11 protein-coding genes and 3 pseudogenes are annotated in these 13,103 nt (G+C 73.2%); 8 read left to right on the plus strand and 6 right to left on the minus strand.

Annotated elements, in window-relative coordinates; translation table 11 throughout:
- From ACFWPI_RS17015 to ACFWPI_RS17025, 3 genes and pseudogenes are all read right to left on the minus strand, one after another.
- Positions 1–2,258, minus strand: a pseudogene (locus ACFWPI_RS17015) (hypothetical protein); the annotation flags it as partial.
- Positions 2,259–2,852: 594 nt separating this feature from the next.
- Positions 2,853–3,395: an AAA family ATPase gene (locus tag ACFWPI_RS17020; protein WP_380376132.1), complete on the minus strand. Its 543-nt coding sequence runs from the start codon at positions 3,393–3,395 to the stop codon at positions 2,853–2,855.
- Between the two features lie 41 nt (positions 3,396–3,436).
- Entirely contained in the window at positions 3,437–4,084 is a 648-nt protein-coding gene (locus tag ACFWPI_RS17025) for an AAA family ATPase (protein ID WP_380376131.1), read from the minus strand.
- Positions 4,085–4,257: 173 nt separating this feature from the next.
- On the opposite strand from ACFWPI_RS17025, the gene ACFWPI_RS17030 reads away from it, so the two are divergent.
- Positions 4,258–4,914, plus strand: a complete 657-nt coding sequence (locus ACFWPI_RS17030; RefSeq protein WP_380376130.1) for a carboxymuconolactone decarboxylase family protein — start codon at positions 4,258–4,260, stop codon at positions 4,912–4,914.
- Between the two features lie 73 nt (positions 4,915–4,987).
- Here the strand turns inward: ACFWPI_RS17030 and ACFWPI_RS17035 are convergent, their stop codons facing one another.
- A complete protein-coding gene (locus ACFWPI_RS17035) occupies positions 4,988–5,509 on the minus strand; it encodes a DUF6328 family protein (protein WP_380376128.1) in 522 nt (173 codons plus the stop codon).
- A 171-nt stretch (positions 5,510–5,680) separates the two neighbouring features.
- Here ACFWPI_RS17035 and ACFWPI_RS17040 point away from each other — a divergent pair.
- The 7 genes and pseudogenes from ACFWPI_RS17040 to ACFWPI_RS17070 form a co-directional block, all read left to right on the plus strand.
- Positions 5,681–5,887 (plus strand): annotated as a pseudogene (locus tag ACFWPI_RS17040) (zinc ribbon domain-containing protein); the annotation flags it as partial.
- Between the two features lie 31 nt (positions 5,888–5,918).
- Positions 5,919–6,401: pseudogene (locus ACFWPI_RS17045) on the plus strand (EamA family transporter); the annotation flags it as partial.
- 260 nt (positions 6,402–6,661) lie between these two features.
- A complete protein-coding gene (locus ACFWPI_RS17050; RefSeq protein ID WP_380376127.1) occupies positions 6,662–7,558 on the plus strand; it encodes a neutral zinc metallopeptidase in 897 nt (298 codons plus the stop codon).
- Between the two features lie 176 nt (positions 7,559–7,734).
- A complete protein-coding gene (locus ACFWPI_RS17055) occupies positions 7,735–8,109 on the plus strand; it encodes a hypothetical protein (RefSeq protein WP_063352941.1) in 375 nt (124 codons plus the stop codon).
- Positions 8,110–8,450: 341 nt separating this feature from the next.
- Complete coding sequence (locus ACFWPI_RS17060; RefSeq protein ID WP_380376125.1) at positions 8,451–9,545, plus strand: sugar ABC transporter substrate-binding protein; 1,095 nt, start codon at positions 8,451–8,453, stop codon at positions 9,543–9,545.
- Positions 9,546–9,632: 87 nt separating this feature from the next.
- On the plus strand, positions 9,633–10,418 hold the full coding sequence (locus ACFWPI_RS17065) for an ATP-binding cassette domain-containing protein (protein WP_063352939.1): 786 nt from the start codon (positions 9,633–9,635) through the stop codon (positions 10,416–10,418).
- A complete protein-coding gene (locus tag ACFWPI_RS17070; protein ID WP_380376123.1) occupies positions 10,415–11,677 on the plus strand; it encodes a sugar ABC transporter permease in 1,263 nt (420 codons plus the stop codon). Before ACFWPI_RS17065 ends, ACFWPI_RS17070 begins: the two co-directional genes overlap by 4 nt.
- Before the next feature lie 305 nt (positions 11,678–11,982).
- Here ACFWPI_RS17070 and ACFWPI_RS17075 read toward each other — a convergent pair whose 3' ends face one another.
- Both ACFWPI_RS17075 and ACFWPI_RS17080 read right to left on the minus strand, forming a co-directional pair.
- Positions 11,983–12,540, minus strand: a complete 558-nt coding sequence (locus ACFWPI_RS17075) for a hypothetical protein (protein ID WP_380376122.1) — start codon at positions 12,538–12,540, stop codon at positions 11,983–11,985.
- 13 nt (positions 12,541–12,553) lie between these two features.
- A complete protein-coding gene (locus ACFWPI_RS17080; RefSeq protein ID WP_380376121.1) occupies positions 12,554–12,994 on the minus strand; it encodes an ATP-binding protein in 441 nt (146 codons plus the stop codon).
- Positions 12,995–13,103: the final 109 nt, after the last annotated feature.

Below are 13,103 nucleotides of genomic sequence, written 5' to 3' on the forward strand. Positions count from 1 at the left end.
GCCGGGCAGGTGATCACGGGCGGGGTGCCGCTGCCGGAGAACGCGGTCTCGTTCACGGTGACGTTGGTCAGCGTGACGTTGCCGGTGTTGGTCACGAGGAAGCTGTAGTCGACGACCTGCCCGACGGCGGTGACCGTGGTCGGGGACGCGGTCTTCATGATCGTGAGCGAGGGCGTCGCGGGGACGGGTGTGTTGGTGAAGGTGCAGACCACCAGCGGGCTGTTCTTGCCCTCCACCGTGGGTGGGAACGGCAGGTTGAAGGTGGTCGCGCCGGTGCCCGAGGCGACCGGGGCGTTGCCGTTGGCCGTGTCGACGCAGTCGTAGGCGGTGGTGTAGTTGGCGAGGCTGCCGGAGGCGGCGGTCTCGGTCAGCGTGTAGGTGGTTCCCGACACGGCGATGACCGGGCCGGCGGGGGGTGTCTGGATGCCGGTGCTGGTGCCGGTCGTGGTGGCGGTGTTGCCCTGGGTGATGCCGCCGCCGGTGATCGCCAGGTTGAACTGGTCGTTCGACGTGGTCGACGAGGCGAACCGGCCGACGATGTTCTTCTGCAGGGCCAGGGTCGGGTTGGTGGAGCAGGCGCCGAGGTCCACGGACAGGAACGCGTTGTTGGAGTACGGCGTGGGCCCGGCCGTGATCACGCCGGTGTTCGGGTTGAGCTGCTCCAGGAAGGTGGTGGTCCCCGAGGCGAACTCGATGTAGAGCATTCCGGCGTTGTCGAAGGCCGCCCCGTTGAACGAGTTGCTGTCCGGGTTGGGCAGGGTGCTCAGCACCGTGTCGGTCAGCGGTACGCCGGTGGCCGACCCGGTGGTGGGGATCGGCCCGGCGACCCGGCCGATGGCGGCGTCGGTGCCGACGGAGGAGAGGACGTAGAGGTTGCCGCCCGCGTCGAAGGTGATGTCGCCGTTGGGGCCGGAGGCGCCGGTGACCGGCAGGTCGAACGTGGCGATCACGCCGGGGATCGCCGTGTTGGTGGTGGTGTTGAAGCCGTAGAGGGTGGCCACGCCGGGCGTGGTCGCCGTGCCGGGCTCGAAGCTGGCGTAGTAGTAGATGCCGTTGACCGGGTCCACCGCGCCGGAGACGAAGGAGTCGGTGGTGGCGCCGGCGGATCCGGTGTAGGTGGTCCAGGTCTGGGTGGCCGCGTTGTAGCCGTACACGTTGACGGACCCGGCGACGGTCGGGGTCTGGTCGACCACGTAGGCGGCGGTGCCGCCGTCGGTGATCCCGAGGGCGTTGGTGAAGCCCGACCCGGCGGGGAGCGTGCTGACCGTCGTCGCGGTCACGCTGGATCCGCCGACGCTGCCGGCGGCCAGGGCCAGCAGGGTGCCGTTCGCGGCGGTGGAGGAGCCACGCTGGATGGCGTAGATCGTGTTGCCCGTGCAGTCCAGGGGGTCGCCGGGTGCCCGGGGCAAGCGGCCGAGCGGGGCGGCGCTCGGCGGGGCGGCCGCGCTGCTCGGCCCGGCCGGTCCGGCCGCTGCGGATGGCGCGGCCTCCGGGGACGGGGCTCCTGGAGCGCTGCTCCGGCCGGTGGGCGCGGGAGCCGCTGACGGGTCGGCCTTCGCCGCCGTGGCGTCGGTGACGGGGTCCTTCCACTCCAGTACGACGAGGCCGTTGCCGCCGTCGCCGCTGTGGCCGGCGCCGCTCTTGGCCGCGTCGGCGCCGTTGACGCCCGTGATGGACGGGGCGAGGCCGCCGAAGGCCGCCCCGGTGACGTACTGGCGCTCGGTCACGTGAGGCGCGAGGCCTTGCGACCCGTCTTCAGGACCGGCCCCGGCGGCACCGGCGGCATCGGCGCCGCTCGCGGTCTCAGTCGTGCTCGCGCTCGCGGCCGTGCCGCCGTCGGCTGTCAGCAGGGTGTCCGCGGGGGTGTGCGACTGGCCCGACCGGATGACGGAGGCGCCACCGTTGCGGGCCTCCGGGGAGTCCGAGCCGTCGGGACGCGACCGCCCGCCCTGGCCCGGTACCACCGTCAGCCGCTGTCCGGCCGTCACCTCCAGCAGCGTGGTCGCGTAGGCGCCGGCGGCGCCCGGCCGGTTCGCGTGATCGCGGCCGGCCGCGGCGGTGTCGCCGTCGGCGGCCGCACCCGCACCCCAGGCCTTCGCCCTGATCGAGGAGACCCCGGTGGGGACGGTGAAGTCCTGGTCGCTTCCGGTGTAGGCGAAGGACAGGCAGTCGGTGTAGCCGGCATCCGCCGGGCACGTCTGAGCCGCGTGCGCGGCGGGGGCGGCCAGCAGCGGGACGAGCGGCGTCGGCGCCAGCATCAGCACGGCCGCGAGAACTCCGGACCAGCCGCGCCGATGCGGAGCGGCTCTCCCTGGTGCCTCGAAGGCTCGGGCCAAGCCCCAGCGGCGTCTGACTTCAGGCATCGGGGACTCCCCAGGGTGTTCACGGGACTCGTGGATGACGTCATAAATGCGCCATAAGGTGACGAAACGACTATGCCGTATACACCATCCGGGCCGATTCGGCACGCGGGGGAAGTCATCCCGGCGGCTCACAGGGACGGGCCGACAACAGCGGACGGACCGTCAAGGTACGGCCGTCGGGTGGCGGCCGGCGCCGCGGCGATCACGGAGGTCGCGGCGCCTCACCCGCAAGCGGTGCCCGCAAACGGCCGGCCGGGCCCGGCAGGTTCGCAGAGGCGCCGTCCGAGCGAAGCCCGTCGAACGCCTGCGGGAATCTGAACTCGCCTGCCCCTGCGCTGAGTTGATCCGGCGCGAACCGCTGGGCCCACTGGCGAACCGTCACCCGCGCCTCGGCGTCATGGTCAGGCAGGCCATGATCGGGGCGCATCGCGCCCGGCGGCGATGGACGAAGAGGCCGTGTCGGACTAGGCCGAGCAGTTCGACAGCCCGTCAGGTTCCGGTGCCGGCACCGGCACCGGTGGCGAAGGCGGTGATGTCCGCCAGCGGCGGCCGGTAGCCGTGGGTGGTGTCCACGTGCAGGTGCGGCACCGGCAGGGACGGCGGGGTGAAGTCGTCCAGCAGGTTGCCCGGGCCGGGCGGGGCGGCGAGGAGCGCGCGGTCGGCGTGCGCGGCGCGGCGCGGGTGCGTCGTCAGGCGGGCCCGGATCCGGGCGCGGGCCACTGCCGGGTCCACCCGGCAGTGCACGATCCGCAGTTCGGCGTGCTCGGCCAGCGGGGTCAGGCCGGGCCGCCACAGCCGGTCCTGGAACGCGGCCTCCGCCACCACGCTCACCCCCGCGCGCACCAGGACCTCCAGGACGTCGAAGAACGCCGCGCGCACCGCCTCGTCGGGGTTCCCGGCCCGGGTGCCCGCGTGCACCAGGCCCTCCTTCAGCTCGTCCCGGCACACCGCCGGGCAGCCGAGGGCCTGTGCCAGCGCGTGGGCCAGCGTCGTCTTCCCGCTGCCCGGCCCGCCGCTCACCACGATCAGCATCTGTGGACCCCATTCGTCAGGTCAGGCCAGGCCAGGCCACGTCAGGCCAGGGCGCGGAGCAGGCGGTCGGCGAGGGTGGGGTAGGGGCGGCAGTCCAGGACGGGCAGGTGGTGAGTGCGGGCCTGGTCGGCGAGCCAGTGGGAGTAGCGGGCGCTGACGGCGGCGCGGCGTTCCTGCGGGCCACAGTCGGGCTCCCGCCGGGCGTAGTTGGCGCTGATGCCGGCCGCGTCGCCCTCGTGCAGGAACACGGCGCGCACGACGCGGCCCTGCCCGGAGGCCTCGGCGGCGGCGCGGGCGGCGGCGGCCGGGGTGAGGTAGTCGCCTTCGACGATCGCGGGCACGTCGACGGTGAGGCGGTTGCGCACCACGCCGAGCAGGGCGTCGTCCAGGGCGCGGGCGGTGGCGATCTGCAGTTCCAGGACGCGGTCGGCGGGCAGCGCGTCGGGGTCGTCGAGGCCGTCGAAGTGGTGCAGGCCGGGGTGGCCCTCGGCGGTGGTGGCGGCGTGCAGGGCGGCGACGACGTCGTCGAACTCGACCACGAACGCGCCGCTGTGCCGGGCGAGTTCGGCGGCGGCGCGACTCTTGCCGAGGCCGGAGGCGCCGCCGAGCAGCAGGACGTCCCAGGTGGGGGCGCTGCCGTTGCCGTCCCCGTTGGCGCTCCCGCTGCCGTTGGTGTCGTTGCTGTGCATCCGGGCACGGTACCCGCCGCGCGGGGTGGGGCGGTAAGCGGTTTCGGTGGCGGGCGGGCTCTGAGGGGTGAGGGAGGTGTGGGCCTTCCCCGCCTGGCCCCCGGCGCCCGACAGCCGGCCCCGGCCCGGTCCCGTCCGTCACCCGCGCCGCGCCCGCCCCCGGCGCGGCGCGGGTGACGGGAAGCGGGTCGCGGGAGGCGGAAGCGGGCGTCAGGCCTCAGGCGCCGCGCGGCGCCCCGTGCCCCGCCGGCGCGGCCCCGAGGCTCGCGCCGCGGCCCGCCTCCGAGGTCGCCGCCCTGGCCGGACGCCTGGAGGGCCCAGCGGCGCAGGTCCTCGCCGGCGGCGCCGGGCCGCTGGCGGGCCGTCCGGTGCTCAACGTCCTGGCGACCATCGGCCACCACCCCGACCTGCTGGTCGCCCTGGTGCCCCTGCTCACCCAGCTCGCCCAGGGCCTGATCCCGCCCCGCGAACGGGAACTGGCGATCCTGCGCACCGCCCACCGCACCGGCTGTGCCTACGAGTGGCACCACCATGCCCGCCTCGGCGCCGCCGCCGGCCTGACCGGGCCCGAGATCGCCCGCGTTCTCGGCGGGCCGGACGCCCCCGGCTGGAGCGAGGGCGACCGGGCGCTGCTGCGGGCCGTGGACGAGCTGTGCGGGGACCGCGCGCTGTCCCCGGCCACCTGGCGTGAGCTGGCCGCCCGCCACTCCACCCCGCAGCTGCTGGAACTGCTCGCCCTCGTCGGCGCCTACGCGCTGGTCGCGGGCATCGTCAACAGCTGCGGCGTCCCCCTCGACGACTGGCTCACCCCGCCCGTGGCGGCGGGCTGACCGTCGTCGACCGCCGTGTGGGGAACCGGAGTTCACCACACGGCGCGCCCGCGGTTCGGCCGCCGCGTCCGGTTCAGTCGTCGTGCAGCGGGCGGCGCACCGCCCAGGGCAGGACGAACCACAGCCCGGCGAAGATCAGTGCGACGACGGAGGTGATGGCCAGGGCCGTGGTGGTCCCGAGCACGACGTCCAGGACGAGCAGCACGGCGCCGGTGAGCGCGCAGGCGAGCAGCATCAGGCCCAGCTGGGCGATGTGGGCGGAGACCTTGACGATCCGCGCCTTGCCGGGGTGGCGGAACAGCCCGCGGTGCAGCGCCACCGGGGTGGCGAACACGGCCGAGGAGATGACGGCCAGCAGCAGGGTGGTGACGTAGACGTCCTGCTGGCCGTCGGTGAGGGTGGCGAAGCGCGGGGTGAAGGCGACCCCGAGCAGGAACGCGAACACGATCTGCACGCCGGTCTGCAGCACCCGCAGCTCCTGGAGCAGTTCCACCAGCCGCCGGTCGGCCCGGGCCCCCGGGCTCTCCGGGCCGGACGGGGACGGGGCGACGGGCGGCCCGGGTTCGGGCTGGGGCGGCGGCGGGGTGCTGGTCATGCGTCACCTTGATGTCGGAGGATGCCCCGGCTTTCAGGTCGGGGAGGAGCTCGGTTTTCCGCGTGGCGGGTCGGGGGCGGCCGTTTTGCCGCTCACCGGGCCGGTGTCCACCGCCCCGGTCCAAGCACCTTTGTCAGACCGTCAGGCTATGTTGCCGGTCATGGCGATCACGGCGCAGGACACGGACGGGTGTACCGGGCATGGCCGGTACACCTACCGGCTGCGATGGACTGCGCGCACTGCGATGCGAGAACCAAGCACGCACTGCCGCTGGGACTGCGCACCTATACCTGCACCACGTGCGGAGCCGTGTCCCCCAGGGACAAGAACTCCGCTTACGTGATGCTCAATCGGGCAGGTCTGAACCCGGCTGGCGCCGGCGCTCACGCTGCTCGGCGTGGGCGGCGCGGTCAGCGGGGCGGGGCTGGCGGCGTTGGCGGCGGCGATGCTGGTCTCCTGCGTCGGCTACGTGCTGGCCGCCCGCTGGCGCGAGGGCGCGGACCCACTGGCCGTCACCTCCTGGCAGCTGACCGCCGGCGGCCTGATGCTGCTGCCCCTGGCCGTTGCCGCGGAGGGCGCGCCCCCGGCGATGGACGCCCGCACGCTCCCGGCCTTCGGCTACGTCGCCCTGGTGGCCACCGCCCTCGCCTTCGCCCTCTGGTTCGCGGGCCTGCGCCACCTGCCGGCCGGCACGGTCGGGCTGCTCGGCCTGCTCAACCCGCTCGCCGGCGTCCTGCTGGGCGCCGGCCTCGCGGGGGAGGGGCTCGGCGCGCGCCAGGTGTGCGGGCTGGCCCTGGTCCTGGCCGGCGTCCTGCTCGGCCGCCCCCGCGGGCCCGCCCGCCCTGCCGAGCTCTCCGTCGCGGCCGAATCCGGTACCCGCATCCGGAGTTGACGAATTGTCAGTCCATCAGCCGGGTCGGATGGTGATCCAGGACGGCACACGCGGCCCCGGGGGAGCGGTGCCCGATCGCCACGGCCACGGCCACGGCCACGTCCGCAGTCGCCGCCCGACCCCGCCCCCGCCCTGGCCGGTCCCTGGCGCCCCCCGCCCCCGCTGCGCCGCGCCGGCGCCCGCTGCCCGTAGGCTGGGCGGGCCGTCACCGGCACAGACCGTCACCAGTACTGACAAACACGACAGAAGCGGGCAGGGGCATGCAGTTCGACGACCAGGGCGACCTCGACACCTCGCAGGTGGACGACCGGCGCGGGATCCCGGGCGGGAAGGTCGCCATCGGCGGCGGGGCGGTGGGCCTGATCGTCGTGCTGTTCGCGGTCGTCCTGGGCGTGGACCCCCAGCTGCTGGGCCTGTCCTCCGGCGGCGGCTCCACCACCTCCAACGGCGCGCACACCGCCGGCGAGGTGCAGCAGGCCTGCAAGACCGGCGCGGACGCCAACCGGCGCCAGGACTGCCGGATCGTGGCGGTCACCAACAGCGTGCAGGAGTTCTGGCGCGCCGAACTGCCCAAGCGCACGGGCACCGCGTACCGCAACGCCGAGACGGTGCTGTTCACCGGTCAGGTCTCCACCGCCTGCGGTCCGGCGACCTCCGCCGTCGGCCCGTTCTACTGCCCCGGCGACCGCAAGGCCTACTTCGACCTCGGCTTCTTCAACGAGCTCTCGGCCCGCTTCGGCGCCAAGGGCGGGCCCTTCGCCGAGTCCTACGTCGTCGCCCACGAGTACGGCCACCACATCCAGAACCTCCTCGGCACCATGCAGAAGGTGGGCGGCGACCGCCAGGGCGCCAACAGCGCCTCCGTGAAGCTGGAACTCCAGGCCGACTGCTACGCCGGGGTGTGGGCGCACCACGCCACCACCACCCCGCAGCCCTCCACCGGGCGGCCGCTGATCGCCTCCCTCACCGACCAGGACATCGCCCAGGGCCTGGACGCGGCCGCGGCCGTCGGTGATGACCGGATCCAGAAGCAGGCCACCGGCCGGGTCAACCCGGAGGGCTGGACCCACGGCTCCTCCGAGCAGCGCAAGACCTGGTTCACCACCGGCTACCGCACCGGCGACCTCGCCCAGTGCGACACCTTCGGCAAGCTCTAGCCCAGCGAGCTCTAGCCCCGCGAGCTCTAGCCCAGCGAGCCGGCGGGCCGGCTCCCGGAGTGCGGCGGCGCGCCCCTGTCAGATGTCAGGGACCGCCGCCGGGCCCGCGTTCCTAGGCTGCTGAGCACCGGCCGGACCCCACGTCAGGCCGCCCACCAGCCAAGGGAGAACCATCCATGCGCAGGATCACCCACGCCGTCGCCACCCTCGCCCTCGCGACCGCGGCCCTGACCACCCTGACCACCCTGGGCGCCGGCAGCGCCGGCGCCGCCGACGGCTCCTGGGCGGGCTGTCCGTACGGGGCGGTCTGCGTCTACCCGCAGAACCAGAACCCGGCCTCGGCCCCGAGCGAGGTGTACTGGAGCTACGGCGCGCACAACCTGAGCAACCAGTACGGCAACCACTGGGTCCTCAACAACCAGTCCGGCGGCGCCCACGCCCACCTGTGCAAGGGCTCCGGCGGCGGCAGCTGCGTCTACGACATCCCGGCGCAGAACGGCGTCTGGTACGACCTGGGCCCGATCAACTCGATCACCCTCGACCGCCCCTGACGCGTCGTTCCCGACGCACTGCCCCTGACGCACCGGTACCACCGCGCACCGGTACCACCGCGCACGGGGGCGCCCGCCGCACGGGGGGCGGCGGGCGCCCCACCTCCCTGACACCTCGACAGGTTGATCGACTCTTGAACGGCGGGCCCCGCAACGGGCGCCGCCGTTCCGTCATTTGGAGCTTCCTCCAGGTTTCAACTCCCCGTCAGTGTTCATGAAGATAACGAGTAGAGGCGCATCGCCCGCAGTCTGAATTTACTTATTGACGTCATGTACGCGTTCAGGTTTAACTCCCCCCACCCCGCCGCAGAGCCGCGGCGACGTCAGGGAGAGGCACCCCCATGAACGCAGCACTGCGTCGCGTCCTCATCGCCACCACCGGCATCTCACTGGCCCTGTCCATGGCCGCCTGCGGCAAGGCGGGCGGCGACAAGAAGGACGCGGCCGCCGCCGGAGACGGCAAGTCCATCGGGCTGCTCCTACCCGAGAACGCCTCCTCCACCCGCTACGAATCCTTCGACCGCCCCTTCGTCGAGGCCAAGGTCGCCGCCCTGTGCGCGGACTGCAAGGTCCTCTACAACAACGCCGAGGGCAGCGCCGCCAAGCAGAAGCAGCAGTTCGACACCCTCCTCGCCCAGGGCGTGAAGGTGATCATCCTGGACCCCTACAACGCCAAGTCCACCCAGGGCTGGGTCCAGGAGGCCGCCGCCAAGGGCGTCAAGGTCGTCGCCTACGACCGCCTGGCCACCGGACCGGTGGCCGCCTACGTCTCCTTCGACAACGAGAAGGTCGGCGAACTCCAGGGCCAGGCCCTCGTCGACGCCCTCGGCCCGCAGGCCGCCGACGCCAACGTCGCCATGATCAACGGCGACGAGGCCGACCCCAACGCCGCCGACTTCAAGACCGGCGCCCACAAGGTCCTCGACGTCAAGGTCAAGAAGATCGTCTACGAGCAGTCCGGCCAGTGGGACGCCACCATCGCCGGCCAGAAGATCGGCGCCGCCGTCACCCAGCTCGGCAAGAACGGCTTCCAGGCCGTCTACTCCGCCAACGACGGCATGGCCGGCGCCATCATCACCCAGCTCCAGGGCGCCGGCATCAAGGTCCCCGTCGGCGGCCAGGACGCCGGCCTCGACGCCATCCAGCGCATCGTCAACGGCGACCAGGCCTTCACCATCTACAAGGCCTACCGCCCGCTCGCCGACTCCGCCGCCGAACTGGCCGTCGCCCTCCTCAAGGGCAAGGACGTCAAGACCGTCGCCACCGCCACCGTCGACAGCGCCACCGACAAGGCCATCCCCGCCAAGTTCCTGGACGCCAAGGTCGTCACCAAGGCCAACATCGCCACCACCGTCGTCGCCGACGGCCTCTACAAGGTCTCCGACATCTGCACCGCCGACTACGCCGCCGCCTGCGCCGCCGCCGGCCTCAAGTAGCCCGGCCCGCCCAGCCCGCCCAGCCGGCCCCGCCCAGCCGCCCAGCTCGACCCGGGTCCAAGTCCACCACCGCAGAAGAAGGTTCACTTGACAGGCGCACCCGTCCTCCAGCTGCGCTCGGTCTCCAAGCGCTTCGGTGCCGTCCAGGCCCTCACCGATGTCGGCCTCGACGTCCACCCCGGCGAAGTCCTCGCCCTCGTCGGCGACAACGGCGCCGGCAAGTCCACCCTCGTCAAGACCATCGCCGGCGTCCACCCCGTCGACGAGGGCACCATCACCTGGCACGGCGAGCCCGTGCGCCTGACCCGCCCCCAGGACGCCCAGGCCCTCGGCATCGCCACCGTCTACCAGGACCTCGCCCTGTGCGACAACCTCGACGTCATCGCGAACCTGTTCCTCGGACGCGAGAAACGCCGCCACGGGCTCCTGGACGAGGTCGCCATGGAGCAGCACGCCCGCGAACTCCTCGACACCCTCGCCATCCGCATCCCCGACGTGCGCACCCCCGTCGCCGCGCTCTCCGGCGGCCAGCGCCAGGTCGTCGCCATCGCCCGCGCCCTGGTCGGCGAGCCCGCCCTCGTCATCCTGGACGAGCCCACCGCCGCCCTCGGCGTCGAACAGACCGCCCAGGTCCTCGACCTCGTCGAGCGGCTGCGCGAACGCGGCCTGGCCGTCGTCCTCGTCAGCCACAACATGGCCGACGTGCGGGCCGTCGCCGACACCGTCGCCGTCCTGCGCCTGGGCCGCAACAACGGCGTCTTCCCCGTCGCCGGCACCACCCAGGAGCAGATCGTCTCCGCCATCACCGGAGCCACCGACAACGCCCACGCCCGGCGCCAGGCCCGCCACACCGAGGAGGAGGACGCCGCATGACCACGCCCAGCACCCCCGCCGACACCCCCGCGGCCCCCGGCGCCGACCCCCGCCTGCACACCCGGGCCGCCGGCCCCGCCGGCTACCTGGAGGCCGCCCGCCGGCGCCTGGCCGCCGGCGAACTCGGCTCCCTGCCCGTCGTCGTCGGCCTCATCCTGATCGCCGTCATCTTCCAGTCCGTCACCGGCCACTTCCTCCAGGCCGACAACCTCACCAACATCACCCGCTTCATCGCCGGCCCCGGCCTCATCGCCGTCGGCGTCGTCTTCGTCCTCATCCTCGGCGAGATCGACCTCTCCCTGGGCTCCGTCGCCGGCGCCAGCGCCGCCCTCGCCGCCGTCCTCGCCGTGCGCCAGGGCGTCGCCGAATGGCTCGCCGTGCTCGCCGCCCTCGCCGCGGCCACCGTCATGGGCCTGCTGCACGGCCTCTTCTTCGCCCGTGTCGGCGTCCCCGCCTTCGTCGTCACCCTCGCCGGCATGCTCACCTGGAGCGGCCTGCAGGAGTACGTCCTGGGCGACCTCGGCACCGTCAACAACCGCCACGGCGGCCTCATCGCCACCCTCGACACCACCTTCCTCGGCGACGGCGACATCGCCTACGCCTGGGCCCTGGCGGTCCTCGCCCCAGCCCTCTACCTGCTCGCCCACCTGCGCACCGCCCGCCGGCGCACCGCCGCCGGCCTCACCGCCCGCCCCACCGCCGACACCGCCATCCGCACCGGCGCGTTGGCCGTGCTCACCCTCGCCACCGCCTACGCCCTCAACCAGGACCGCGGCCTGCCGCTGCCCCTGGTCGTGCTGGTGGGCGTCGTCGTCCTCACCGACTTCGTCCTGCGCCGCACCTCCTACGGGCGCCAGATCTTCGCGGTCGGCGGCGGCGTGGAGGCCGCCCGGCGCGCCGGCGTCAACGTGGCCCGGGTGCGGATCTCCGTCTTCATGCTGTCCGCGTTCCTGGCCGGCCTGGGCGGGCTGTTCTACGCCTCCCAGCAGGGCTCCGCCGACAAGCAACTGGGCGGCGGCAACGTCCTGATGAGCGCGATCGCCGCCGCCGTCATCGGCGGCACCAGCCTCTTCGGCGGCCGCGGCAAGACCTGGTCCGCGCTGCTGGGCATCCTGGTGATCCAGTCCATCACCACCGGCCTGGACATGGTCCACGCCGCCCAGGCCATCCAGTACATGATCACCGGCGCCGTCCTGCTCGCCGCCGTCGTCCTGGACTCCCTCTCCCGCCGCACCCGCACCGCCGCCGCCCGCACCTAGCGAAGCCCGAAAGACCCGGGCCCCCTCTCCCGGCCCGGCGCCCCGCCGCATCGCGGGGCCCGGGCCCCTGTGGAAGGTCCCAGACCTCCACAGCACGCCCGAACCCGATCCTTTGCCGGAAAGCGGCAAAGGATCGGGTTCGGGCATTTTCGATGCGGGTGGCGGTCGATCAACCTTTGGCAATTAATGGGAGTTGACGCATGAACTTACGAGTGGAGGGGGCACCGGCCAGTCACCTCAGTCGAGCCGACCGCGCTGCGCAGGAAGTCGGCGGGCCCGACTTCCTGCGCACGGTCGGGTGTTGCTCAAGAGCGGGTGGCTTGGGCGTGGGCGCGGCAGTGGGTGAGGGCAGGTTTGATGCGGGGGTCGGGGGTGGGGGCGGCGACGAGGAGTTCGCCGGCGGTGACGAGGGCGGTCCAGTAGTGGGCGGGGTCGCCGATGGTGGGGCGGGGGCGGGCGGCCGCGAGGGAGAGGTAAGCGGCGGTGAGGTTCCCGGTGGTGAACCAGCGGGCCAGGCCGTGCTGGTGGCCGGCGCGGATGCCACCCATGGCGTCGATGGCGGCCAGGAAGAGGTCGACAACGGCGAGTTCGGTGGCGTCGAGAGGCTTGGGGATGTCGAAGACGCCGAGGGCTTCGAGGAGTTCGCCGGTGTCGGCCTCGGAGCCGGGGCGGGGGTTGGCGAGCAGGGCGTCGTAGCAGTCGTCGAGGCGGCGTTGGGTTTCGGCGGCGGGGATGCCGAGGGCGGTGCAGACGGCGCGGGCGGATCGGAGGGGGTGGCGGGTGTGGCGGGCGAGGGTGGCGTAGGTGTCGGCGGGGGTGGAGCCGGTGTCGAACAGGTGGCGGGCGGTGAGGGGGAGTCGCATGGTGGGCACCTGTTCAGACGGTGAGGAGGGTGACGGGCGCGGGGGCGATGAGGGCCCAGACGAACTTGCCGACCCCGCCGGCGCGGGGGCAGCAGCCCCACTTCTCGGCGAGTTCGTTGACGAGGAGCACGCCGCGTCCGTGCTCGTCCTCGGGTGTGGGGGTGCGGAGGGAGGGGTGGCCGGTGCCGGCGTCGTGGACTTCGAGGCGTAGGCGGTCGCCGGTGAGGGAGAAGCGGACTTCGATGAGGCGGTCGGCGGGTGCGTCGGTGTGCTGGACGGCGTTGGCGAAGAGCTCGCCGAGGAGGAGTTCGGCGGTGTCGGAGTAGCGGTCGCCGGTGGGGAGCGCGGCGAGGTAGGCGCGCAGCAACTGCCTTGCGACGGGGGTGGATTCCGTGCGGGAGTCCAGGCGTGCCGCGAACGTGCGGGGGCGGGGAGCGGTACGGATTTTGAGCATGGCGAAGCACCTCAAGGGAAGGCGTATGCGAATGGAGTGCGCCCACTTCGGTCAGTAGTCGAATGACTACCAGGATGGCTCAGCCTGCTCTAGGATCGAAAGAGTTTCA

Origin of the sequence: Kitasatospora sp. NPDC058492 (assembly GCF_042720685.1) — a bacterium.
GTDB lineage: Bacteria > Actinomycetota > Actinomycetes > Streptomycetales > Streptomycetaceae > Kitasatospora.